Here is a 24,800-nt window from a genome sequence, read left to right as displayed (position 1 = left end):
GATAATTACAGCCCGAGAGCGGGCAAAAGTTGGTCAAAAGAGTCGAGTGTGACGTTGGGCTGGCTACTGGCAATCGATTCGCCATAGTTGTAGCCATAGGTCATGCCGACATTGGGCACGCCAGCCGCCTGGGCAGCCTGAATATCGTTACGCGAATCGCCGACAAACAGCAGCTGATCGGGCAGGACACCAAAGGTCCCCAGCACCAGAAAGATCGCGGCAGGATGCGGTTTCTTCACCGGCACATCGTCACCGCCGATAATCAACGAAAAAGCCTCTGCAATGCCAAGCGATTGAAGCAGTGGCGCGACAAAGGGCGTCGGCTTATTGGTGACAATCGCCAGCGGTAAACCGGTGGCCTGCAGCGCAGTCAGCGTCTGCTTCACCTGCGGGAACAGCGTGCTGCCCGCATCAACCGTGTCAGCATAGTGTTTGTCGAACAGCGCACGCGCATCGTGCTGCTCGTCCGGCTGCGGCTCACGGCCCAGCGCAAAAGTCAGGGCGCGCGACATCATGATGTCCGCTCCGTTACCAATCCAGGTTGAGACGCGCTCAAGGCCGGCGACCGGCAGGCTGAGATCTTTCAGCGTCCGATCGATCGCCTCAGCGAGACCCGGCGCGCTATCGACCAGCGTGCCGTCGAGGTCAAACGCCAGCGCCCGGATATCAGTGAAATGAGCCATTGGCTTTCTCCAGTTCGTTACGCATCTCGTCGATCACTTTTTTGTAATCCGGGTGACCGAAGATGGCAGAACCGGCGACAAACATGTCGGCGCCAGCAGCCGCGATCTGACCGATGTTATCAATCTTCACGCCACCATCCACTTCGAGACGAATATTGTAACCGCTCTGATCGATACGCTTGCGCGCTTCACGCAGCTTATCCAGCGTACCAGGGATAAACGACTGGCCGCCAAAGCCCGGATTAACCGACATCAGCAGAATAATATCCAGCTTATCCATGACGTAATCGAGGTAGCTCAGCGGGGTTGCCGGATTGAATACCAGCCCAGCTTTGCAGCCATGTTCTTTAATCAGCTGCAGGGTGCGATCAACGTGCTCGCTGGCTTCGGGATGAAAGGTGATGTAGGTCGCGCCTGCACGGGCGAACTCGGGGATCAACGCATCCACCGGTTTGACCATCAGATGGACATCGATCGGCGCGGTGATGCCATAGTCGCGCAACGCTTTCAGTACCATCGGTCCCATGGTCAGGTTGGGAACATAGTGGTTATCCATCACGTCGAAGTGAACTACGTCGCCTCCGGCCTCCAGCGCTTTCGCGGTATCTTCGCCCAGGCGAGCAAAGTCCGCCGAAAGGATTGAAGGGGCCAGCAAATATTGTTTCATCCGATTCTCCCACTGTTGTGCGCCAGCCCTGAGGCTGGCGTAATGCGTTGGTCGCGGACGAAACAGACTAGCTATAGAGCGCCAGCAGTTCGTCGACCTTAGTGCGACCGGCTATGCTTCGGCTAATGGAACGCCGGGCTTTGACCACATGTAACACTGCATCCTGATACCACAAACGCGTCAGTGCAGTGTCGTGGTTAGAAATCAGTACCGGAATCCGGTGTTCTGACGAGGCCAGTTGTGCCGCTAACGTCGCCAGATGCTGCTGCTCGCGCAGGCTAAAACTGTTGGTGTGATAAGCCGTGAAGTTCGCCGTCGCCGACAGCGGCGCATAGGGCGGATCACAATATACCACGGAGCCTTTACCGGCATTGTTCAGGGTAACATCGTACGATTCACAGACAAACGTCGCTTTTTGCGCGCGCTCGGCAAACCATAACAGTTCTGCTTCCGGAAAGTAGGGTTTGCGATAGCGGCCAAACGGCACGTTGAATTCGCCACGCAGGTTATAGCGGCATAAACCGTTGTAACAGTGACGATTCAGATAGAGGAAAAGCAGCGCGCGCTGGTAGGCGTCGGTGCTGAGATTAAATTCGGTACGACGCAGGTAATAGCAGGCTTCGTTGTTACCTTCCGGGGTAAACAGCAGCTGCGCGTCACGAATAAAATCCGCCGTGCGCGTTTTGACAATGTTGTAGAGATTGATCAGATCGCTGTTGATATCGGCAAGATGGTAGCGATCAAAATCGGTATTGAGAAACACCGATCCCGCACCAACAAACGGCTCGATCAAACAGTCGCCTTGCGGCAGGTAGCGATGGATCTCTTCTACTAAGGGAAATTTTCCCCCTGCCCATTTCAGGAAAGCGCGATTTTTTTTCATGCTGTCGTGGTTATTACATCTTATTGTGAGGCTGTGGCTGGACCGACAGCAGATCTGCGCTTAAAACGGGGCCAGTAACGCTGGCCCCACATCAATTATTGACTGGCTTCTTTCTTAACCTGGCTAACCGGTTTAACCCACGGATTCTGTGCCCGGACTTCCGCTGGCAGCGATGCCACAGCGCGTTTGGCATCTGCCGGTGTTGCGTATGATCCACTCACCAGCACGTACCACGACTGACCGTTGCGGGTGGTTTTGTAGACGTGATACGCACTCAGATTCTGTTTTTTCGCCCAGGCATTCAGACTTTCCGCTTTGGACGCGCCGCTCAGTTGCAGCGTATAGCTGCCGCCTGGCAGTGATTTGCTGGCTGAACTGCTGCTGGCTGCGGCCGAACCGCTGGCCGCGGTATTGCCGGTAGGCGTGCGGGCTGGCGTCGTATGCGTCCGGCTGTCACTGGTAGTCGCAGGCTTCGAGGCAGTCTTGCGGCCGGCGTCGTGCGCAGGGCGCGTCGGCGACGTCGCTTTGTTCGGCGTCTGACGGCTGACCGGGGCGGTGACCGGGTTGGCTGCGGTTCCGGCATTGCCACTGACGGTGGCCGGCGCAGTTGGCAGCGAGCTACCATTTTGCGCGCCGGTCGCGGCACTGTCGACCTGCTGCTGCTGATTCGTCAGTGCGCTGTTGAGATCGCCAGGTAAAGTGACGCGCTGCTGATTGGCTGGCGTATCAACCGGGGCTGCCTGGGTTGGCGTTGAGGCCACCGGCGGCATCGAGACATCGCGCTGCGGGTTGCTGGCCGCATCACCACTGGCCGGCGCGCTATTTTCGGTCGCCGTCGGAGAGGTCTGCCCACCCGACATTGAAGAGGAGCCGGTCAGATCAATATTTTTCTCGCTGTTCGATCCACCGCCAGTGGCGGGCGCATTGCCGCCGGTCGCGGGCTTCTTATCATCCGGGCCATTCAGCGCCGAGCCAATGCCCAGCACCAGTAACAACAGCACCAGAATCCCCACACCCATCATGATGCGCTGGCGTGAAACCGGTATTTTTGCTGCGGTAGACGCCTTACGTGGGCGCGAGGGACGACGGTCACTGGCGTCAGGTTTTAACTCGTCTTCCGGTTTGAACTCATCCATTATGCCTCCTCCGTAAAGCGGCATTCCGCACTGCGCACCCGGCGCGCCGCGTCACCACTTAACTGCTTAATATCAAGATTTCTGGCAATCGTTAATTGCAGCCAGCACCATATCATGCGCCACGCCGCCACGCACTTCAGAGCGGCCAATTGACAACGGAAGCACCAGCCGTAATTCACCCGCCAGTACTTTCTTGTCGCGCATCATATGAGGCAAGTACATCTCTGCGCTCATCTCCTGCGGACCGTGCACCGGTAAACCGGCACGCTGCAGCAGCGTGATGATACGTTCAGTCTGTTGCGGGCTGAACTGGCCCAGACGTTCAGCGGTACGCGCGGCCATCACCATGCCTGCAGCAATTGCTTCACCGTGCAGCCAGTTGCCGTAGCCCATCTGCGCTTCAATGGCATGACCAAAGGTATGGCCCAGATTGAGCAGTGCGCGCTGTCCGGTTTCCCGTTCATCGGCAGCCACCACGTCCGCTTTCAGTTCACAACAGCGACGAATGCAATAAGCCAGCGCCTGTTCATCCAGCGCTAGCAAGGCGTCAAGGTTCTGCTCCAGCCACTGGAAAAACGCACCATCAAGAATGATGCCGTACTTAATTACTTCGGCCAGACCGGACGCCAGTTCACGTGCCGGCAGCGAGTGCAGACACGCGGTATCAATCACCACCGAAGCGGGCTGATAAAACGCGCCAATCATGTTTTTGCCGAGCGGATGGTTTACGGCTGTTTTGCCGCCAACCGAAGAGTCAACCTGCGACAGTAAGGTGGTCGGCACCTGAATAAAGCGCACGCCACGCTGATAACTGGCCGCAGCAAAACCGGTAAGATCGCCAATAACGCCACCGCCCAGGGCGATCAGCGTCGTATCACGACCGTGCGGTTTTTGCAGTAAAGCGGTAAAGACCTGATCCATCACGGCCAGCGTTTTGTACTGCTCGCCGTCGGGTAAAATCACCTGATCCACTTTCACACCCGCCGCCGTCAGTAGCGCTGACAGTTTGTCGAGATAAAGCGGAGCCAGCGTCTGGTTAGTCACCACCATGGCGTTTTCGCCCGCGGTCAGCGGCCAAAAAGAAGCCGGATCGTTAAACAGTCCGGCGGCGATAGTGATGGGGTAACTGCGTTCCCCCAGTGAGACGGTGATCTTCTCCATGATGCTCGATACCTGTTAAAGAGCCTTCGAACGTTGGATCAACTTTTTTCCAACATGTGGATAATCTGATTCGCCACCACTTTCGCACTTTGATCATCTGTGCGAATAGTCACATCGGCGATCTCTTCGTAAAGCGGGTTACGTTCGCCAGCCAGCGCTTCAAGCACTTCACGCGGCGGTGAATCCACCTGCAGCAACGGACGTTTTTTGTCACGTTGAGTGCGCGCCAGTTGCTTTTCGATGGTGGTCTCAAGATAAACCACGACGCCGCGGGCGGAGAGACGATTACGCGTTTCCCGGGATTTGACGGAGCCACCGCCTGTTGCCAGGACGATGCCTTGCTTTTCAGTCAGTTCGTTAATGATTTTTTCTTCGCGATCGCGAAAGCCAGCTTCGCCTTCGACGTCAAAAACCCAGCCCACATCCGCTCCGGTGCGTCGCTCAATTTCCTGATCGGAATCGAAGAACTCCATGTTGAGTTGCTGAGCCAACTGACGACCAATAGTGCTTTTGCCGGCACCCATCGGCCCAACCAGAAAGATATTGCGTTTCTCTGCCATTTTGTCGGTATTACTAAGAATTCGTTAATGATACCCCGCGTTCAGCATTTGCTGGCGGGACAGGAACTGAGACCTCATGAGCGTTAGCAAGAGTCAGACGAAAAATTATCTCAACACTCAAGGCTGTTTGGCAACCGATTATATTGCCTGCAGCTGATCCATTTCTGAATTGGCCTGTGGTTCGCGAAACTGTAACGCGCCAGCGCTGCGTCTTTACAACGCTGCTCACAGAGGAATTTTCTGATCTGTTTGCTGGGATTTACCCAACATAGACGGTTACACCGTATTGAAAATCGCTAAACCTTGTAAGCTAATTCCTGCCCTGCGTCAATTCGGATGGCCCTCTGGGACGAATTTTCCGTTTTATCCAGCCGTAAGCGCTGCTTCCCTGACCAATCGCGGCGTGATGAAGATCACCAGCTCCCGTTTTTTACGCTGCTCAGATTGCTGACGAAACAGCCCGCCGATCAGCGGCAGGTTGCCCAGTAACGGCACCCGATTTTCGCCCCGGGTTCGCTGCTGCTGAAATATACCGCCCAGCGCCAGCGTCTGCCCATCCCTGACCGTGACCTGAGTTTCAATCTCCTGTTTATCAATCGAGAGCACCTCGCTATCGCCGGTCCGGATGCTGCGGCCAGGCATGTTCTGGCTGATGTGAATGTTGAGCTGGATACGGCCATTGCCGGAAATGCTGGGCGTGACTTCCATGCCCAGTACTGCTTCTTTAAATTCAATACTGGTGGCGCCGCTGTTGCCCGCCGACACTTCATACGGAATTTCCGTGCCCTGCTTAATCGAGGCCGTTTGCTGATGCGAGGTAAACAGACGCGGACTGGCGATAATTTCGATCTGGTTCTCCTGTTCCAGCGCGCTTAACTCCAGATCCAGCAGCTGGCCGCCGATACGCGCCAGCGCCATCCCGACACTCACGCCGGGCGAACTTAGCGCCAGTGGAATCGCCAGCCGCGGATGATGAAGCACATTCGTGACCGCCGCGTCGCCAGCCTGTAATCCCCAGTTCACGCCGAGTTCCTGTAAATGCTCTTCACTGATGGTCACGATATGCGCCGCCAGTTCAATCTGCTCCAGCGGCAGATCCAGCGCCTTTAGCCAGCGCTCCGTTTGCTGCAACGCCGCCGCCGTATCACGCAGTAACAGCGTGTTGGTGCGTTTATCGACCGTGACGCTGCCGCGCGCGGTCATCAGTGACTGGCGCTCACTCAGCAGGCTGCGGTGTACCTCGCTGGCGCTGGCATAATGCAGCAGCACCGCGCGCTGTTGCAGCGGCATCTGTTGCAACCGCTCTTTCTGCTGTTCATCCCGAGCTTGCCGTTGCGCCTGCTGCCAGCTTTCCGGATAGACCAGCAGTACATTTTCGTGCTCAACCAGCGTCAGCTTTGCCATCCGGGCCACCAGATCCAGTGCCTGCTGCCACGGCAGATCATCCAGCCGCAGCGACAACGATCCCTCAACCTCGGGTGCAATAATCAGGTTGATCTGCTGGTAGTCTGCCAGGGCCTGCAAAATGCGCTCAACCGGCGCATTATCAAATGCCAGGCTGAGACGCTGATCGTCAGCGGCGCGGGCCGGCGACAGGCAACTGACTGCCAGCAATAACGTCAGAAGAGTTCTCATGCGGGCTTCCTTTTAAATAAAATGAATGACGTTGTGCACTGCAGCTGTTTTTGATCGCTAAGGTCAGGCTGCGCCGGTCAATGGCAATGAGCTGCCACGGCGTCAGTGCAAAAGGTTGCCCGGCCCGTATCGTCCTCACCTGCCCCTGCGGCGTCAGCAGCCAGCCGTGAAAACGTGATCCGCGACCAACGATCCCCTGCAGACGCCAGCCGGTCAGCGGTTCTGCCGCTGGCAGGCAGGCGGCCCCGGCAAGCGGCTGAAACGGATCGCGGGCCTGCGCGCTGCTGCAGCACAGCACCAGAATCAGCAGGCTACGGCGCATCGTCAGGCTCCAGCCAGAGTTGTGCCACCAGATGCTCTGGCTGCGCCAGCAGCAGGAAATGCGCCGGAAACGGGGCCGCTGCCTGAACAAGTTCAGTAAACAGCGGCTGGAATTCCTGCCATTGCAGATGCAGCGTCAGAGTGCGTGGCTGGGTATCGGGCTGCCACTGCTCCAGCTGGTCGCGTCGTGAAGTGAGGAGGATTTCTATCGCCTGTCCTGAGGCTCCTGATGCAGAACGCACTGCGGGTGATATCAACTGAGCCTGCAGCAGCGCATTCGGCGGATTCTGACGCCATTGCTGCTGGCGCAGCTGCAGCGTCGTGGTCAGCGGCTTCAGGCGCTGCTGTTCAGCTGTCAGCGCCCTGAGTTCCGGCCGCAGCCACACCAGCCAGCTCAGCATCAGTAAACCGGCGGCCGCAGCTGCCAGCGCGCCGTAGCGTGCCATTGCCTTTAACTGCCACCAGCCCGTCCACCACTCACTCATCGCCAACCGCCTGAAGCTGTGCCCGCAGAGTAAAATGATATCCCCCGCCAGGCTGACGCTGAACGCGGCCCTGCGCTATCCGGCTGAACAGCGGCAGCGCCGCCAGCCGTTGACGAAATTGCCGTATCGCCTGCATATCCTGCGCCTGGCCTTCCAGCGTGAACTGGCTGTCGCGTTTCTCCAGCCGCTTCAGCCAGGCGGCCCCGGGCAGCAACACGGGTAAATCCAGCCAGAACTGCTGCCAGGCTGCCCGCTGCATCGCCTGTTGCTGCTGTTTATGGCGCAGCGCTTGCTGAACCGCGAGCTGTTCCATCAGCGCTTGTTGCCGGGCTAAACGCACAAGTAAATCGTCCAGCGCCAGCTGCACCGTGGCGGTTTCCACTGCAGCCCGCTGCTGCAGTGCCTTTATCCGCCACAACGGCAGAATCACCACCAGTATCAGACTGACGGCGACCAGCAGCAGCACCGTCAGGCTTTGCCGTTGCTGCTGCAAATCGCGTCGCTGCCGCCAGGGCAGCAGATTGACCGCCACCATCAGCAATCCTTAATCCGCAGCGCCAGACCGGCCGCCAGCGCGAATGCACCCGGATTGGCGGGCAACGGCGGCTGCTTATACTGGAACAGATCGAAGGGTGAGAACGGTGTCACGACTGCAGGCCAGGTGACGGACTGCGAGGCACAGGCCAGTATCTGCGAGGCCTGCGGAAATGCCTGCTGTTGCAACGCCTCAACCGAAGCCGCGTCGCCCGCATCCGCAGCGGTTTGCCCATCGCTCCACAACCAGCGCTCATCCTGCTGCAACACCAGCACGCTGCCGGCGCGTAAGCGGGCCTGTTGAGCCAGCCGTTTCAGCGCCTCAGTGGTCAGTTCAAACACCTGTGGCGTTAATCCAGCCTGCAGCAGCGGTGCTGCCCACTGGTCGATCACCTCCAGCCGGGCGGCGGTAACACAGAGCTGTCCGCCCGCAGCATCCTGTCGGTAATCCAGCGCCAGCGCAGTGGGCTCCAGCGGGAAAAGACGCCGTGCCGCCGCCTGCACATAGTGCCCCAGAGCCGGCTCGTGCAGCGGCTGTGCCGGGAGCGGTAGCTGGCGCTGTAATACCAGCTGAACCGGCAAACCGACGCGCAGCGAATAGCGCCGTGGCAGGCGCTGTCGCCAGGCGGTTAAGGCCGCCAGTAATTCAGGCGAAGATTGCAGCACGCCGTTTCTTAACGTATCTTGCGGCAGCCGCTGCTGCCACCAGTGGCGTAGCTGCCAGCCATCACGTTGAGGCTGGAGGGCCAGGGCACAAATCTGCCTATTCTGAATATCCAGCCCAATTTGCCAGGTATGAAAAGCCATGCGCGCGATCTCCTTATCGTCCGGGGAAAATGGACATATCAAAGCGTCTGGCTTGCCTTTATACTACCGCGCGGTTGTTTATAAACTGCTCAAACGACAACAGATGGGAAATTCCAGGTGAAGTTCGTAAAGTATTTATTGATCCTTGCAGTGTGTTGCATGTTGTTGGGAGCAGGCTCGATTTATGGTTTGTACAAATACATAGAGCCACAGTTGCCCGATGTGAACACGCTGAAAGATGTGCGTCTGCAAACGCCGATGCAGGTTTACAGCGCTGAGGGCGATTTGATCGCGCAGTACGGTGAAATGCGCCGTATTCCTTTAAAGCTGCAGCAAGTCCCGCCTGAGATGGTGAAAGCGTTTATTGCGACTGAAGATAGCCGTTTTTATGAGCATCATGGCGTCGATCCGGTCGGCATCTTCCGTGCCGCCAGCATTGCGCTGGTGTCGGGCCACGCCTCACAGGGCGCCAGTACCATTACTCAACAGTTAGCACGTAACTTCTTCCTGAGTCCGGAACGCACGCTGATGCGTAAAATAAAGGAAGCGTTTCTGGCGATTCGTATTGAGCAGCTGCTGAATAAAGATGAAATTCTTGAGCTCTACCTCAATAAAATTTACCTCGGCTATCGCGCCTACGGCGTCGGTGCTGCCTCGCAGGTCTATTTTGGTAAGCCGGTCGATCAGCTGTCGCTGAGTGAAATGGCGATGATTGCCGGTCTGCCGAAAGCGCCTTCGACGTTCAACCCGCTTTACTCGCACAGCCGCGCCTTATCACGTCGCAACGTGGTGCTGGCGCGCATGCTGGATCAGCATTACATCACCCAGCAGCAGTACGACGAGGCGCGTAATACGCCACTGGTGGCGAAGTATCATGGTCCGGAAATCGCCTTCTCCGCCCCTTATCTCAGCGAGATGGTGCGTCAGGAGATGGTGAAACGGTACGGTGAAAATGCCTATACCGACGGTTACAAGGTTTACACCACGGTGACCCGTCGCCTGCAGCAGGCGGCACAGACCTCGGTGCGCAATAACGTGATGGCTTACGACATGCGTCATGGCTATCGCGGCCCGACCAGCGTGCTGTGGAAAGTTGGCGAACCGGCGTGGGATCAGGCGCGGATCGAGAAAGCGCTGAAGACGCTGCCGGTCTACGGCCCGCTTCAGCCGGCGGTCGTCACCGAAGCACGGAGCGATGAGGCGACCGTGATGATGAAAGATGGCAGCAATGTCTCGCTGACCTTAGCGGGCGTTCGCTGGGCCCGTCCTTATAAGTCTGACACCGTGCAGGGCCCAACGCCGAAAAGCGTCAGCCAGGTATTACAGCCCGGCCAGCAGATCTGGGTGCGCAAGGTCGACGATGCATGGTGGCTGGGTCAGGTTCCGGATGTGAACTCCGCACTGGTCTCACTCGATCCGAACGACGGCGCAGTGCGTGCGCTGGTCGGCGGGTTCGATTTCAACCAGAGCATGTTTAACCGTGCGACTCAGGCGCTGCGTCAGGTGGGTTCGAACATCAAACCTTTCCTGTATACCGCCGCGATGGATCGTGGCCTGACGCTGGCTTCGATTCTTAATGACGTGCCGATTTCACGCTGGGATGCCGGTGCCGGTGCTGACTGGCGGCCGAAAAACTCCCCGCCAACCTATGATGGCCCGATTCGTCTGCGTCAGGGCTTAGGCCAGTCGAAGAACGTGGTGATGGTACGTGCGATGCGGGCAATGGGCGTCGATTATGCCGCAGAGTATCTGCAGCGTTTCGGCTTCCCGGCGCAAAACATCGTGCATACCGAGTCGCTGGCGCTGGGTGCGGCCTCGTTTACGCCGTTACAGGTGGTTCGCGGCTACTCAGTGATGGCTAACGGCGGATTCCTGGTCGACCCTTACTTCATCACCCGCATCGAGAATGAACAGGGCGGCGTAGTGTTTGAAGAGAAACCGAAAATTGCCTGTCCGCAGTGCAATCTGCCGGTGATCTACGGCGATACCAAAAAAGCGCTGGCACTGAACGAAGAGAGCGTTGAAAACGTGGCGGCATCCGATAAAAACCAGAATCAGGCGGTGCCACAGCCCGAACTGGAGCAGGTGCCCACCCCGCCTGAGCAGGGCAACTATGCACCGCACGTGATCAACACGCCGCTGACCTTCCTGATCAAGAGCGCGCTGAACTCGAATATCTTCGGCGAGCCAGGCTGGATGGGTACCGGCTGGCGCGCCGGTCGTGATCTCAAGCGTAATGACATCGGCGGTAAAACCGGTACCACCAACAGCTCGAAAGATGCCTGGTTCTCCGGTTACGGTCCGGGTGTGGTGACCTCAGTGTGGATTGGCTTTGACGATGCCCGCCGCAATCTGGGCCGCAGCACGCTGTCAGGCGCGATCCCCGATCAGATTTCAGGCTATGAAGGCGGTGCGAAGAGCGCGCAGCCAGCATGGGATGAATTTATGAAGAGTGCGCTGGATGGCGTGCCGGTGCAGCCGTTAACGCCGCCAGAAGGCATTGTCACGGTGACCATCGATCGCAGTACCGGCAAGCTGGCGAACGGCGGTGGCAACACCCGTCAGGAATACTTCATCGAAGGGACTCAGCCAACCGAATATTCGGTACATGATGTCGGCACCACCATTATGGATAATGGCCAGAGCCACGAACTGTTCTGATGTGCAACGCAGATCATAAAAGGCCGACAGATGTCGGCCTTTTTTTATGCAGAATGTTTTACTCAGTAGGTCTGACTCAGTAACCCAGACGCCCCTGCTTCACCAGCCATTCGCGCGCCATAAACAGTGCACTGACGTTACGCGCCTCACGGAAATCAGGCTCCTGTAACAGTGACAACATGTCGCTCAGCGGCCAGCGATGCACGATCAGCGGTTCTGGTTCATCCCCTTCCAGCTTTTCGGCATACAGCCCTTCAGCAATCACGATGTTCATTTTGCTGGAAAAGTAGGAGGGTGCCATCGTCAGCTTGCCCAGCGGGGTCAGCTGACCTGCGCCAAAGCCCACTTCTTCTTTAAGTTCGCGGTCGGCAGCCTGATTAACTGACTCACCGGCATCGATCAGCCCTTTGGGAAAGCCCAGTTCATAGCTTTCCAGCCCCACGGCATATTCCTGAATCAGAATAAGATGGTCATCAATGATCGGCACAATCATGACCGCCTCACGTTCTGAGGGTTTCATCCGCTCATAAACGCGCCGCGCACCATTGCTAAAGGCCAGATCGACCGCTTCGATGGTAAACAATCGTGAACGCGCCACGGCTGTTACATTGAGGATGTCAGGTTTTTTTAACGGGTTTTTCATATCAGCCTCAAACTTTACTGCGCCGGCTCTCAGGAACGAATTAGCATACCTAACCGCAGACAATTGTGCGACAGTCAGACCATGAGGTTGTCGTTACGCCGTTTACGGTTAGCCACTACCCCCTTGTGGTTATCAGTATGAAAAAATTTGCATTAGTCAATACACCCCGATCAGTTTCAGATAATACCGATATTTAATTCAGTCTGAGACGGTTACCATTCGGGCAAGGCAGGGTTTAACAAATGCTAATTTAATGATTTTCAGTACTATTTTTTTGTATGCTTGACTCGTCAGAGTTGTTTAACCCCCCATAATTTGTCTTAAATAATGGGCGTATCCGGGAGCGTAAGTTTAAAGTGAAGACAGCATTTTGGCTGAGTTGAGCAGAGTATGAGCACAATCTTTACGATATTGGCCATAGTGCTAACCTGTTCAATTCTGGCAGGCATTGGGTTTTGGTACGCTATGCGGCATCGTCCGCCGTTGGCGAAACCACTGCCATTTATCAGTCCGCCCTGCCGCAAACTGTCTGATCAGGAGCGTAAGGCGGTCGATAAGTATGTCGCTGCGCTGGAAAAGCAGCCGCGCACTATCGTTACAACGGGCAAACGCGCCGCGCCTGAACGTCTGACCCTGACCGCACAAAGTAATAACGTCTATCCGGTCACCCGTGCGATTACCCGCTACGGCCTGTCGACCGACGATCCCCATAAATGGCGCTACTACCTCGATGAAGTCGAAGTTCATCTGCCGCCGCTGTGGGAGCAGTACATCACCGATGAAAACTACGTTGAACTGATCCGAACCCAATCGATCCCGCTGGTAATCTCCCTAAACGGTCATTCGCTGGTCGATTACGCTGTTGATCAACAAAGCCTGCCGACGCTGATGCGTCCGGTCTCGACCAATGCGTCGATCCGCAAAGCGGAAACCGAGAGCGTTGAGCTGCTTAAGGTGCGTAAAGAGACGCCGGAAGAGTATCGTCTGTCGCGTCCGGATGGCACCCGTGAAGCGGTCATTATCTCGCTCGCCCTGTTGTTATTCTTCTTCAGCCTGCTGGTGCCGGCCACCCTGATGATCTGGCTGGTGCTGGCTGGCGCAGCGATGATCGCCGCCAGCCTGTGGCTGCTCTATCGGGTTCCTGGTGAACGCGGCCTGCGTGATATTCACTGTCTGCGCGGCGCGCCGAAGCGCTGGGGCCTGTTCAGCGAGTCTAATCAGGAACAGAGCAACATCACGCTGGGGATTATCGACCTCGCCTATCCGCCGCACTGGCAACCTTATGTGGCGCACGATCTCGGTCAGGTTACCGATGTGGAAATCTACCTGAACCGTCAGGTGGTGCGTCAGGGCCGGTTCCTTTCGCTGCAGGATGAAGTGAAAAACTTTCCCATCCAGCGCTGGCGTAAAAACGTGGTGCTGGCCTGTGGTTCGCTGGCGGTGCTGGCCCTGCTGGTGACCTGGATCCCGCTCAGCATGCCGATCAAACTCAGCCTGGCCTGGGCTAAAGGCACCGACAGTCTGGAAGTGAGCAGCGTTGATAAGCTCAGCAGCGTGCCGCTGAATATCGGCGATAGCCTCAAGGTCACCGGCACCGGCATGTGTTCGGTGCCTGACAATTATCAGAGCAACCGTAATTACGCCTTTATGCCGTTCGACTGCTCGGCGGTCTACTGGAATAACGCGACGCCTCTGCCGCAGCCGCAGTCGGACATCATCGACAAGGCCGCCGCCCTGCTGGAGACCACGACACGGCAGCTGCACCCGGAAACCAACACCGATCCGAAACTGAACCCGCAGCTGGCCTCCGCGATTCAGAAATCCGGCATGATCCTGCTGGATGACTTCTCCGATCTGGTGATGAAGACGCAGGATTTGTGTAATCAGCCGCAGGATTGCGTGCGGTTAAAGAACGCACTGGTCAATTTAGGCAACGCGAAAGACTGGGAAGCGCTGGTGCGCCGGGCCGACTCGGGTCAGCTGAACGGTATGAATGTGCTGCTGCGTCCGGTCAGTGCCGAGGCGCTGGAAAACCTGGTGAATACCGCCACCTCGACCTTCTTCTTTCGTGAAACCCGGCGCGCGGCGGAAAACCTTAACAGCCCACCGCCAGGCGGTTTCCTGATTGTCAGCGATGAGGGTCGCCAGCTGGTGAATCAGCCTCAGCCGAGCGTTTCCCTGTTTGACCTCGATCCGCCGTCTCAGTGGCGCGAGCTGCAGCGTATGTCCGCTATGCTGCTGCACACGCCGTTCAGCGCCAGCGGCATTATCACCAGCCTGTCGACCGATGCCAACGGCACCCGCCACATCGCGCTGCATAATGAGCCGGATGCGATGGCGCAGTGGCGTTATCTCGGCACCGCCCTGCTGCTGCTGGTGCTGGTTACCTGCGCAGTGATCAACGGTCTGCTGGCGCTGCGCCGCATGCACCGTAATCGTCAGCGGATGACCGATATCCAGCACTATTACGACAAGTGCTTCAACCATAACCTCGGCACTTTGCAGGGTGTGCGCTCGTTATTCTGAGCCCTGCCCTTCTGTGCTACCCTGTCGCCCGGTTTTTTACAGGGTGAGACACCATGATCGTCGACTGGTCTGAGATTGATACCGTACTGCTGGATATGGACGGCACGCTGCTGGATTTGGCGTTTGACCGTCACTTCTGGCTGGAGCATGTGCCTGCCATCCTCAGCCAGCAACGCGGCATCACGCCGGATGAGGCGGAACAGATCATCGCGGAAAAGTATCAGGCCGTAGCTCATACGCTAAACTGGTATTGTCTGGATTACTGGGCGCAGGCACTGGCGCTGGATATCCGCACCATGACCTGGGAACTGCGCAGCCGCGTGGCGCTTCGTGCCGATACGCTGCCGTTTCTGCAGGCACTGCGACGCGCAGGCAAGCGCACCATCCTGCTCACCAATGCGCATCCTTACAATCTGGACGTCAAACTGGCGCAGACAGGTTTAGCGCCACACCTTGATTTATTACTTTCTACCCATACCTTTGGGTATCCGAAAGAAGACCAACGTTTATGGCAGGCGGTACAACAGCACACCGGCTATTGCGCACGGCGTACGCTGTTTATCGATGACAGCGAAGTGATTCTGGATGCGGCGAAGTTAGCCGGCATCGGCTGGTGCTTAGGCGTAAGTAATCCCGATTCGGGCCGTCCTGAGCAAATCTTCGAGCGTCACGTCGCGGTGAGCGATTACCAGACGCTGATCTGAGTCAGGAGCAGCAATGAAAGAGAAAAGCAGCGAAGGCGTGCGCCTCGATAAGTGGCTGTGGGCAGCCCGCTTTTATAAAACCCGTGCGCTGGCGCGCGAGATGATTGAAGGCGGCAAGGTGCATTACAACGGTCAGCGCAGCAAACCCGGCAAGCTGGTGGAGCTGAATGCAGAGCTGACACTCCGCCAGGGCAACGATGAACGGACGGTGGTGGTGGTGGAAATCAGTAATCAACGCCGCCCGGCCAGTGAAGCCCAGCAGCTCTATCGGGAAACGGATGCCAGCATCGAAAAACGCGAGAAAGTGGCGCAGGCGCGCAAGATGAATGCCCTGACGATGCCACATCCCGATCGGCGACCTGATAAGAAAGAGCGTCGCGATTTGATGAAGTTTAAATTATCGGGCGATGAGTAGCGCCGTCTTAACTGACGCGTCACCGCCCCGCCCCAACGAGAGAAAAAAATATGTCAGTCCAGGATCAACTGCACCGTTATCTGTTTGAAAATGCCGCGGTACGTGGCGAGCTGGTGAACGTCTCTAACACCTGGCGCGAAACCGTGAAGAACCACGACTATCCGGCCGCGGTGAATACCCTGCTGGGTGAGATGCTGGTGGCAACCAGCCTGCTGACCGCCACGCTGAAGTTTGACGGCGAAATCACCGTGCAGCTGCAGGGTGACGGTCCGTTGTCGCTGGCGGTAATTAACGGCAACAACAATCAGGAGCTGCGCGGCGTGGCGCGGATTAAAGGCGACATTCCGGCCGACAGCACGCTGAAAAGCATGGTCGGCAACGGCTATCTGGTGATCACCATCTCTCCGGAGAAAGGTGAACGCTATCAGGGCGTGGTCGGGCTGGAAGGCGAGACGCTGGCCGAATGCCTGGAAGATTACTTCATGCGCTCAGAGCAGCTGCCGACGCGGCTGTTTATCCGCACCAGCGAGAAAGGCGCAGCCGGTATCCTGCTGCAGGTTATGCCAGCGCAGGAGACGGAGAAAGAAGCGTTCGACCATCTGGCAACGCTGACCGAAACCATCAAAACCGACGAGCTGATCGATCTGCCGGCCAATGAGGTACTGTGGCGTCTCTACCATCAGGAAGAAGCGACCCTCTACGATCCGCAGCCGGTAATCTACAAATGCACCTGCTCGCGTGAGCGCTGTGGCGAAGTCCTGAAAACGCTGCCGCAGGAAGAGGTCGATGAGATCATCGCGGAAGATGGCAAAATCGATATGCACTGTGATTACTGCGGCTCAAACTACGTGTTTGATGCTGTCGATATTGCCGGCATCCGTAGCCATTCGCTGGAAAACAACGACCGTCTGCACTGATTTATCGGGCGGCTTTAGCCGCCCTTTCCCGCCCCGCTCCGCCTATCCCCATAATTTTCTTGAGAAATTATCTTTTTTTACTTTCATAACATCTTCAAAACGTTCGAAACATAGTCTTAACGCGCCCTGAGTCGCATTTTTAGATCACCAGACTTTTTCCCGAAACGCAGAGGAGTAAACTGCGCGCGATCGTGCAGCCGCCCATAATCCAGAGGCAGATGCCTGAACCGGCCTGCTTTTCGGATGCGGCAAGCTGGCGACGGGCTGTTAACCCTCAATGAAGGGTGCCGGGCGGCACGATCCCAACCTATCTCTGCTTTGCAGAACAGACACCGATTTAAGGAGCAGTAAAATGCGCGTTAACGGCCTGACCTCGCAAGACCTTGCCGCTTTGGGCATCGTGGATACCACGGAAGTGGTCTACAACCCTGATTACGACACGCTGTTTCAGGAAGAGACACGCCCGGACCTCGATGGTTTTGCACGTGGCACCCTGACGCAGAGCGGCGCGATTGCCGTGGATACCGGGATTTTCACCGGGCGATCGCCAAAGGATAAGTACATTGTGCGTGACGACACTACGCGCGATACCCTGTGGTGGAACGATCAGGGCACCGGCAAAAACGATAATCAGCCGCTGTCGCAGGAGACCTGGAACGCGCTGAAAGCGTGCGTTACCCGGCAGCTTTCCGGCAAGCGCCTGTTTGTGGTGGATGCCTTCTGCGGGGCCAATGCCGACTCCCGCCTGAGCGTACGCTTCGTCACCGAGGTGGCCTGGCAGGCGCACTTCGTGAAAAACATGTTTATCCAGCCGGATGAGGCGGAGCTGGCCAGCTTTACCCCCGACTTCGTGGTGATGAACGGCGCGAAATGCACCAACCCGGACTGGCAGGCGCAGGGGCTGCATTCAGAGAATTTCGTTGCCTTCAACCTGACCGAGCGGATGCAGTTGATCGGCGGAACCTGGTACGGCGGCGAGATGAAAAAAGGGCTGTTCGCGGTGATGAACTACCTGCTGCCGCTGAAAGGCATTGCTTCTATGCACTGTTCCGCCAACGTCGGCAAAGCGGGCGACGTTGCGGTGTTCTTTGGCCTGTCCGGCACCGGCAAAACCACGCTCTCCACCGATCCACAGCGTCAGCTGATTGGCGATGATGAGCACGGCTGGGATGACGACGGGGTGTTTAACTTCGAGGGTGGCTGCTACGCCAAAACCATCAACCTCTCTGAGCAGGCCGAGCCGGAGATCTACCATGCGATTCGCCGCAATGCGCTGCTGGAGAATGTGGTGGTGCGCGAAGATGGCAGCGTCGATTACGCCGACGGCAGTAAAACCGAAAATACCCGCGTCTCTTACCCGATCGACCATATCGACAACATCGTGCGGCCGGTCTCCAAAGCGGGCCACGCGAAGAAGGTGATCTTCCTGACCGCCGATGCCTTTGGCGTGCTGCCACCGGTCTCCCGCCTGACCCCTGAGCAGACTCAGTATCATTTCCTGTCGGGCTTTACCGCCAAGCTGGCCGGTACCGAGCGCGGTGTGACTGAGCCGACGCCGACCTTCTCTGCCTGCTTCGGCGCGGCGTTCCTGACGCTGCATCCGACGCAGTACGCCGAAGTGCTGGTGAAGCGGATGGAAGCGGCCGGGGCGCAGGCTTATCTGGTTAACACCGGCTGGAACGGCAGCGGCAAACGTATCTCTCTGAAGAACACCCGCGCCATTATCAATGCGATTCTGGCCGGTGAACTGGATGATGCACCGACAGAAACGCTGCCGATTTTTAATCTGCAGATGCCGGTGAGTCTGGGTGAGCTGAATGCCGATACGCTCGATCCGCGTCGCAGCTGGGAAAGCGAGGAGCAGTGGACCGCAGCAGCCGAGGGTCTGGCGCAGCGGTTTATTGATAACTTCGCCAAATATACCGATAACGAAGCCGGTGCGGCGCTGGTCAAAGCCGGTCCGCAACGCTAAAAAAAACCGGCGCGGCACCCTGCCCGCGCCGGTTTTTTTAGCCTGAAACGCTGTTGCTGCTGTTGTTGTGGCTCAGCGCCAGAGTTTCAACTAACGGCAGCCAGGCACGGATCCGTAACCCGCCGCGTTCACTCTCACCAATCTCCAGCGATCCCTGATGCGCATCGATAATACGCTGCACAATCGCCAGCCCCAGCCCGGTACCGCTGGTGCTGCGGGCGCTATCACCGCGCACAAACGGCTGGAACAGATGCGCCAGCTGATCCGGCTTGATGCCCGGACCATCATCTTCCACCTGAAACCAGGCGCGATGCAGTTCCCGTCCGCTACTGACCTTGATCCAGCCATTACCGTACCGCGCCGCGTTAACCACCAGGTTCGCCAGCGCGCGTTTGATCGACAGCGGATTGATATCCAGCATCAGCTCTTCCGGCATCACCGCATTTTCAATCTCACGTTCATATCCGCTCTCAGCGGCCACCACCTCGCCCAGCACGCTGTTGAGATCGGCGCGCTCGGTCTGCATCTCCTGACCGGTACGCAGATAGTCGATGAACTGCTCGATGATGGCGTTGCACTCTTCGATATCTTTATTAATCGACTCTGCCAGATAGCCATCCTGCTCGCTCATCATCTCGGTGGCGAGACGGATGCGGGTCAGCGGAGTACGCAAATCATGGCTGACGCCCGCCATCAGCAGGGTGCGATCGTCGGCCAGTTGCTTCACGCCTGCCGCCATCTGGTTAAAGGCACGGGTGACCGAACGCACCTCCGAGGCGCCATATTCGCGCAGCGGCGGCGGAATAATGCCGCGTCCGACCTGCAAGGCGGCATGCTCCAGATCGACCAGCGGTCGGTTCTGAATGCGAATAAACAGCCAGGCGCCGCCGATCGCCAGCAGCATAATCGCCAGGGTGTAGCGGAACAGCGGCGAAAAATCGCCCTGATGGATTTCGGTCAGCGGCACCCGCACCCAGATGTCAGGTGACAGCCAGGTTTTCAGCCACACTACCGGGGAGTTCTTATTAACTTCAACCCGCACGTCGGTAGGACCGCCAAGCTGCTGGCCCATCTGCTCGCTCAGGAATTCATAGTGCTGCGCCCATCGCAATCCGCTCTCTTCTGCTGCTGCATTGGTATAGAGCGAGATCCCCAGTTCGCGGTAGATTTCCCGGCGAAACGCCGGTGGCACTTCCAGCTGCGTGCCATCTTCCAGCTGCAACCGGTCGGTCATCAGCATACGCACTTCGTAGGCCAGCACCTTATTGAACTGTTGCAGACTGGGAAGAATGGCGAAGTTCAGCACCACCAGGTAGGTCGTTACCAGGCTGACAAACAGCAGGGTAACGATCAACAGCAAGGTGCGGGCAAACGAACTGCGTGGCGAGAAGCGCAGTCGCCTCATGCTTTACTGCCGTCCGGTACAAAGACGTAGCCCAGGCCCCAGACGGTCTGGATATAACGCGGATGCGCCGGGTCCTCTTCCACCATACGACGCAGGCGGGAGATCTGTACGTCGATCGAACGTTCCATGGCGCTGTATTCGCGGCCACGTGCCAGGTTCATCAGCTTATCGCGCGACAGCGGCTCACGTGGATGGCTGACCAGCGCTTTCAGCACCGCGAACTCGCCGCTGGTGAGTGGCATTGGCTCATCTTCGCGGAACATCTCACGGGTACCGAGGTTGAGCTTGAACTTACCAAAGGCGATGACCGCCTCTTCCTGTGAAGGCGCACCCGGCAGTTCATTGGCCTGACGACGCAGCACCGCCCGGATACGGGCCAGCAGTTCACGCGGGTTAAACGGTTTCGGGATGTAGTCATCCGCGCCGATTTCCAGCCCGACGATGCGATCCACTTCTTCGCCCTTGGCGGTTACCATAATGATTGGCATCGGGTTGCTCTGGCTGCGCAGACGGCGACAGATCGACAGGCCATCTTCGCCAGGTAACATCAGGTCGAGCACCATCAGATGAAAAGATTCACGGGTTAACAAACGGTCCATCTGCTCGGCGTTAGCAACACTGCGCACCTGAAAGCCCTGCTCGGTGAGATAGCGTTCAAGCAGTGCACGCAGACGCATATCATCATCGACGACCAGAATTTTGTAGTTCTCTTGCATTTTCAACTCCCAAAGGCGCTATTGCCTGAGCCAACATTGTTAAAAAAAGATGCCTTATAGTGACAGTCATTAATGGTTTATATTCTAGCCGAAATTGTTACAAAGCATATTAAACAGCAGCTTATATTTAATTTAACCGCATCAGCACCGGGATATAACCGCTTTTCAGCCTGAATAACAGAATTACGGCAATTCCGAAATATCGCTCTGATTTCTCTTCATCGCTGGCGTCAGAAACGCGCCAGTTTTTATTCAGCCAGCAAATTCAGCAGGTTAACAGAGAATTTGACTTAAACATCAGCCATCATTATTGATTAGCTCCAGATAATCTACAACATTGCCGCTTTCGCAGCATAAAATTCTAGCAAACCGTTTATTCCCGCCAGACTTCTCTCGGATTATTTTGACCGACGCCTTTAGCAAGGCCAGTTAAAAATAAAGTTCATTAAATCAATCAGTAAAGCCAACTTTTCGCCCCGGAAAATTTCAACCAGACTGCTCTGGCATCAATTGACGTCTCAACGGGGATAACACAATGAAAAAAACAATTTTACTGCTGAGCGCGCTGGCATTTGGCAGCGTCAGCCCAACTTACGCAGCTATCGCTACAGGTGAAGCGGCGGGCGCTCAGGCGACCACCACTGCACAAGGGAACTCTAATGCCATCGGCGTCGGCGCGGTTGCCGCCCTGCTCGGTGTCGCACTGGCTACCGCCGGTGGCGGCGGTGACGGACACGGCAGCACCTCGACGACCACGGCGACCCACGCCGGAAAATAATTTTTACCCTCTGCTTTATTGGCTTCAGTCACTATCGGCTTCAGAACACGTTTTTGCAGCCACCCTTTTCGCCGCCGGGGAAGTCAACGTGGGTTTTTAGACTTTTAAAACCCGTTCCCCGACTCTTTTTTGCCACGCCCCCTTTGCCTTACACTGACGCTCTTTGATTCTTTCTGGCCAATGCAGCATGAAAACCCGACTGATTACCCGCGAAGGCTTCGATAAGCTGAAAGCAGAACTCGACTACCTGTGGCGTGAAGAGCGACCGGAAGTGACCAAAAAAGTCACCTGGGCTGCCAGCCTCGGCGATCGCAGTGAAAACGCCGATTATCAGTACAACAAAAAGCGCCTGCGTGAAATTGATCGTCGCGTACGTTACCTGACCAAAAGTCTGGAACAGTTGCGCATCGTAGACTATTCGCCGCAGCAGGATGGCAAAGTGTTCTTTGGTGCCTGGGTCGAAATTGAAAACGATGACGGTGACGTTAAGCGCTTTCGCATTGTGGGTTATGATGAGATTTTCGGCCGCAAAGATTACATCTCCATAGACTCGCCGATGGCACGCGCGTTGCTGAAAAAAGAGGTTGGTGATGCCGCTACCGTCGAGACGCCAGCCGGTCCGGCGCTGTGGTATGTCAATGAAATCCGCTATCAGGAAGGGTGATTCAGAATATCGCTGAAAGCCGGCCGCATCTCTGGCAATTTCAACCATCAATCCGTATAACTGTCCGCTATTTCTCAACCCGGAAAGCAAGACAGTCCTGATGATGAAAGTTCTGAGCCAGATAATTGCCAGTGAGCTACAGGCGCGGGCAGAGCAAGTTGATGCCGCCGTTCGCCTGTTAGATGAAGGGAATACCGTGCCGTTTATCGCACGTTATCGTAAAGAGGTCACCGGTGGGCTGGATGATACCCAACTGCGCCAGCTGGAAACCCGCCTCAGCTATCTGCGTGAACTTGAAGAGCGCCGTCAGTCGATTCTGAAGTCGATTGACGAGCAGGGTAAACTCACCGACGACCTTGCTCGCGCCATCAATACCACCCTCAGCAAGACCGAGCTTGAAGATCTATACCTGCCCTATAAACCGAAACGCCGCACCCGTGGTCAGATCGCGATTGAAGCCGGTCTGGAACCGCTGGCCGACACCTTATGGCAGGATCCGTCCCACTCGCCTGAACAGCTGGCTGAACGCTACGTCGACGCCGATAAAGGCGTGGCTGACGTGCGCGCCGCGCTGGATGGCGCCCGCTATATCCTGATGGAGCGTTTCGCCGAAGATGCCGCCCTGCTGGCGAAAGTGCGTAACTACCTGTGGAAGAATGCCCATCTGGTTTCGCGCGTGGTGGAAGGTAAAGAAGAAGCGGGTGCCAAGTTCCGCGACTATTTTGATCACCATGAAGCGCTGAGCAGCGTGCCGTCACACCGTGCGCTGGCGATGCTGCGTGGCCGTAATGAAGGCGTACTGCAGCTGTCGCTCAACGCCGATCCGCAGTTCGATGAAGCACCACGTGAAAGCCATGGCGAAACGCTGATTGCCGAGCACCTTAACCTGCGTCTGAATAACGCCCCGGCGGACAGCTGGCGTAAAGCGGTGGTGAGCTGGACCTGGCGCATCAAGGTGATGCTGCATCTGGAAACCGAGCTGATGGGCACGGTACGCGAGCGTGCTGAAGATGAAGCGATCAACGTTTTCGCCCGCAACCTGCACGATCTGCTGATGGCGGCACCAGCTGGCATGCGCGCCACCATGGGCCTCGATCCGGGTCTGCGTACCGGTGTCAAAGTGGCGGTAGTGGATGCGACCGGCAAACTGGTGGCGACCGATACCGTTTATCCACACACCGGCCAGACGGCGAAAGCGGCCGCTGCCGTGGCCGCGCTCTGCATCAAACATCAGGTTGAGCTGGTGGCGATTGGCAACGGTACCGCGTCGCGCGAAACCGAGCGTTTCTTCCTCGATCTGCAACAGCAGTTCCCGCAGGTCACGGCGCAGAAAGTGATTGTCAGCGAAGCCGGCGCCTCGGTGTACTCGGCGTCTGAACTGGCGGCGCTGGAGTTCCCGGATCTTGATGTTTCGCTGCGCGGCGCAGTCTCCATTGCGCGGCGTCTGCAGGATCCGCTGGCGGAGCTGGTGAAGATCGACCCGAAATCGATCGGTGTCGGCCAGTACCAGCATGACGTCAGTCAGAGTCAGCTGGCGAAGAAACTGGATGCGGTGGTGGAAGACTGTGTGAACGCCGTCGGTGTGGATCTGAATACCGCGTCGGTGCCCCTGCTGACCCGCGTTGCCGGTCTGACGCGAATGATGGCGCAGAATATTGTCGGCTGGCGTGATGAGAACGGCCGGTTCCAGAATCGCCAGCAGCTGCTGAAAGTCAGCCGTCTGGGCCCGAAAGCCTTTGAACAGTGTGCCGGCTTCCTGCGCATCAATCATGGCGACAACCCGCTTGATGCCTCGACCGTCCACCCGGAAGCCTATCCGGTGGTGGAGCGGATTCTGGCCGCCACCGAACAGGCGCTGAGCGACCTGATGGGCAACCCTGGTAGCCTGCGTAATCTGCGCGCCCACGATTTCACCGATGAGCGTTTCGGTTTACCGACCGTAACTGACATCATGAAAGAGCTGGAGAAGCCGGGCCGCGACCCGCGTCCTGAATTCAAAACTGCGCAGTTTGCTGAAGGCGTCGAAACGCTGAATGACCTGACGCCGGGCATGATTCTGGAAGGTGCGGTAACCAACGTCACCAACTTCGGCGCATTCGTCGATATCGGAGTGCATCAGGATGGTCTGGTACACATCTCGTCACTCTCCGACCGCTTCGTCGACGATCCTCACCAGGTGGTGAAGGCGGGCGATATCGTCAAAGTGAAGGTGATGGAAGTCGACCTGCCGCGCAAGCGAATTGCCCTGACGATGCGTCTGGATGAGCAGCCCGGTGAAGGCAACGCCCGTGGCGGAGCGAAAAACGCCGCGCCGCGCGACGACAAACGGCCCGCCGGTGGTAAAGGACGTCCTCGTCCGGCCAGCCAGCCAGCCGGTAACAGCGCGATGGGCGATGCGCTGGCCGCCGCATTCGGTAAGAAACGCTAGCTTTTTCAGGGGGGCGCAGCTTGCCCCCCTTTCAATCTCACTCCCTCAGTGGAAAATCCCTGCCATAGCGCTACGCTAGAAAGACGCCTGTCATAAAAA

23 protein-coding genes are annotated in these 24,800 nt (G+C 57.1%); 9 read left to right on the top strand and 14 right to left on the bottom strand.

Features of this window, described 5'->3' with window-relative positions; translation table 11 throughout:
• Positions 1–5 precede the first annotated feature (5 nt).
• The 11 genes from ABIB18_RS12345 to pilM form a co-directional block, all read right to left on the bottom strand.
• A complete protein-coding gene (locus ABIB18_RS12345) occupies positions 6–683 on the bottom strand; it encodes a phosphoglycolate phosphatase (RefSeq protein ID WP_354474212.1) in 678 nt (225 codons plus the stop codon).
• The gene (gene rpe, locus ABIB18_RS12340; protein WP_031376791.1) at positions 667–1,350 is read right to left on the bottom strand and encodes a ribulose-phosphate 3-epimerase; all 684 of its coding nucleotides are present in this window, start codon (positions 1,348–1,350) and stop codon (positions 667–669) included. The genes ABIB18_RS12345 and rpe overlap by 17 nt, the downstream gene beginning before the upstream one ends.
• 67 nt (positions 1,351–1,417) lie before the next feature.
• Positions 1,418–2,233, bottom strand: a complete 816-nt coding sequence (gene dam / locus ABIB18_RS12335) for an adenine-specific DNA-methyltransferase (protein WP_031376790.1) — start codon at positions 2,231–2,233, stop codon at positions 1,418–1,420.
• A 95-nt stretch (positions 2,234–2,328) separates the two neighbouring features.
• Complete coding sequence (locus ABIB18_RS12330) at positions 2,329–3,369, bottom strand: SPOR domain-containing protein (protein ID WP_069729412.1); 1,041 nt, start codon at positions 3,367–3,369, stop codon at positions 2,329–2,331.
• A gap of 72 nt (positions 3,370–3,441) precedes the next feature.
• Positions 3,442–4,530 carry a 3-dehydroquinate synthase gene (aroB, locus tag ABIB18_RS12325; RefSeq protein ID WP_069729413.1) on the bottom strand — a complete coding sequence of 363 codons (1,089 nt, stop codon included), beginning with the start codon at positions 4,528–4,530 and terminating at the stop codon, positions 3,442–3,444.
• 38 nt (positions 4,531–4,568) lie between these two features.
• Positions 4,569–5,090 carry a shikimate kinase AroK gene (aroK, locus tag ABIB18_RS12320; RefSeq protein WP_003852989.1) on the bottom strand — a complete coding sequence of 174 codons (522 nt, stop codon included), beginning with the start codon at positions 5,088–5,090 and terminating at the stop codon, positions 4,569–4,571.
• Positions 5,091–5,453: 363 nt separating this feature from the next.
• Positions 5,454–6,725: a DNA uptake porin HofQ gene (gene hofQ / locus ABIB18_RS12315; protein WP_072051026.1), complete on the bottom strand. Its 1,272-nt coding sequence runs from the start codon at positions 6,723–6,725 to the stop codon at positions 5,454–5,456.
• Positions 6,664–7,047 (bottom strand): HofP DNA utilization family protein, encoded by a 384-nt coding sequence (locus ABIB18_RS12310; RefSeq protein WP_354474211.1) that lies wholly within the window; start codon positions 7,045–7,047, stop codon positions 6,664–6,666. The genes hofQ and ABIB18_RS12310 overlap by 62 nt, the downstream gene beginning before the upstream one ends.
• Positions 7,037–7,531 carry a HofO family protein gene (locus ABIB18_RS12305; protein ID WP_316553190.1) on the bottom strand — a complete coding sequence of 165 codons (495 nt, stop codon included), beginning with the start codon at positions 7,529–7,531 and terminating at the stop codon, positions 7,037–7,039. Before ABIB18_RS12305 ends, ABIB18_RS12310 begins: the two co-directional genes overlap by 11 nt.
• Complete coding sequence (locus ABIB18_RS12300; RefSeq protein WP_354474210.1) at positions 7,524–8,066, bottom strand: PilN domain-containing protein; 543 nt, start codon at positions 8,064–8,066, stop codon at positions 7,524–7,526. The genes ABIB18_RS12305 and ABIB18_RS12300 overlap by 8 nt, the downstream gene beginning before the upstream one ends.
• Positions 8,066–8,872, bottom strand: coding sequence for a type IV pilus biogenesis protein PilM (pilM, locus tag ABIB18_RS12295; protein WP_089562395.1), 807 nt, complete (start codon positions 8,870–8,872; stop codon positions 8,066–8,068). Before pilM ends, ABIB18_RS12300 begins: the two co-directional genes overlap by 1 nt.
• A gap of 117 nt (positions 8,873–8,989) precedes the next feature.
• Between pilM and mrcA the strand changes: the two genes are divergently transcribed.
• Positions 8,990–11,533 carry a peptidoglycan glycosyltransferase/peptidoglycan DD-transpeptidase MrcA gene (gene mrcA / locus ABIB18_RS12290; RefSeq protein WP_031375662.1) on the top strand — a complete coding sequence of 848 codons (2,544 nt, stop codon included), beginning with the start codon at positions 8,990–8,992 and terminating at the stop codon, positions 11,531–11,533.
• A gap of 76 nt (positions 11,534–11,609) precedes the next feature.
• Here the strand turns inward: mrcA and nudE are convergent, their stop codons facing one another.
• The gene (nudE, locus tag ABIB18_RS12285; RefSeq protein WP_031375661.1) at positions 11,610–12,176 is read right to left on the bottom strand and encodes an ADP compounds hydrolase NudE; all 567 of its coding nucleotides are present in this window, start codon (positions 12,174–12,176) and stop codon (positions 11,610–11,612) included.
• Positions 12,177–12,566: 390 nt separating this feature from the next.
• Between nudE and ABIB18_RS12280 the strand changes: the two genes are divergently transcribed.
• The 5 genes from ABIB18_RS12280 (at position 12,567) to pckA (ending at position 18,710) form a co-directional block, all read left to right on the top strand.
• Positions 12,567–14,702, top strand: coding sequence for an intracellular growth attenuator family protein (locus tag ABIB18_RS12280; protein ID WP_354474209.1), 2,136 nt, complete (start codon positions 12,567–12,569; stop codon positions 14,700–14,702).
• Positions 14,703–14,755: 53 nt separating this feature from the next.
• On the top strand, positions 14,756–15,406 hold the full coding sequence (yrfG, locus tag ABIB18_RS12275; RefSeq protein WP_031375659.1) for a GMP/IMP nucleotidase: 651 nt from the start codon (positions 14,756–14,758) through the stop codon (positions 15,404–15,406).
• A 13-nt stretch (positions 15,407–15,419) separates the two neighbouring features.
• Complete coding sequence (gene hslR, locus ABIB18_RS12270; RefSeq protein ID WP_031375658.1) at positions 15,420–15,821, top strand: ribosome-associated heat shock protein Hsp15; 402 nt, start codon at positions 15,420–15,422, stop codon at positions 15,819–15,821.
• Positions 15,822–15,871: 50 nt separating this feature from the next.
• Positions 15,872–16,738 (top strand): Hsp33 family molecular chaperone HslO, encoded by an 867-nt coding sequence (gene hslO / locus ABIB18_RS12265; protein ID WP_031375657.1) that lies wholly within the window; start codon positions 15,872–15,874, stop codon positions 16,736–16,738.
• 352 nt (positions 16,739–17,090) lie between these two features.
• Entirely contained in the window at positions 17,091–18,710 is a 1,620-nt protein-coding gene (gene pckA, locus ABIB18_RS12260) for a phosphoenolpyruvate carboxykinase (ATP) (protein WP_069729417.1), read from the top strand.
• A gap of 37 nt (positions 18,711–18,747) precedes the next feature.
• Here the strand turns inward: pckA and envZ are convergent, their stop codons facing one another.
• Complete coding sequence (gene envZ / locus ABIB18_RS12255) at positions 18,748–20,115, bottom strand: two-component system sensor histidine kinase EnvZ (protein WP_031375655.1); 1,368 nt, start codon at positions 20,113–20,115, stop codon at positions 18,748–18,750.
• Positions 20,112–20,831, bottom strand: coding sequence for an osmolarity response regulator transcription factor OmpR (ompR, locus tag ABIB18_RS12250; RefSeq protein WP_001157751.1), 720 nt, complete (start codon positions 20,829–20,831; stop codon positions 20,112–20,114). Before ompR ends, envZ begins: the two co-directional genes overlap by 4 nt.
• A 535-nt stretch (positions 20,832–21,366) precedes the next feature.
• Here ompR and yjbE point away from each other — a divergent pair.
• The 3 genes from yjbE to ABIB18_RS12235 all read left to right on the top strand — a co-directional run bounded on the left by yjbE (position 21,367) and on the right by ABIB18_RS12235 (position 24,701).
• On the top strand, positions 21,367–21,609 hold the full coding sequence (gene yjbE, locus ABIB18_RS12245) for an exopolysaccharide production protein YjbE (RefSeq protein ID WP_031375654.1): 243 nt from the start codon (positions 21,367–21,369) through the stop codon (positions 21,607–21,609).
• Between the two features lie 187 nt (positions 21,610–21,796).
• Entirely contained in the window at positions 21,797–22,273 is a 477-nt protein-coding gene (gene greB / locus ABIB18_RS12240; protein WP_031375653.1) for a transcription elongation factor GreB, read from the top strand.
• Between the two features lie 100 nt (positions 22,274–22,373).
• On the top strand, positions 22,374–24,701 hold the full coding sequence (locus ABIB18_RS12235; RefSeq protein ID WP_069729418.1) for a Tex family protein: 2,328 nt from the start codon (positions 22,374–22,376) through the stop codon (positions 24,699–24,701).
• The last annotated feature ends 99 nt before the right edge of the window (positions 24,702–24,800 follow it).

This window comes from Pantoea sp. UYEF8 (assembly GCF_040546285.1).
In the GTDB taxonomy this organism is placed as follows: Bacteria; Pseudomonadota; Gammaproteobacteria; order Enterobacterales; family Enterobacteriaceae; genus Pantoea; species Pantoea brenneri.
This window is presented reverse-complemented; position numbering and strand designations above follow the sequence as displayed.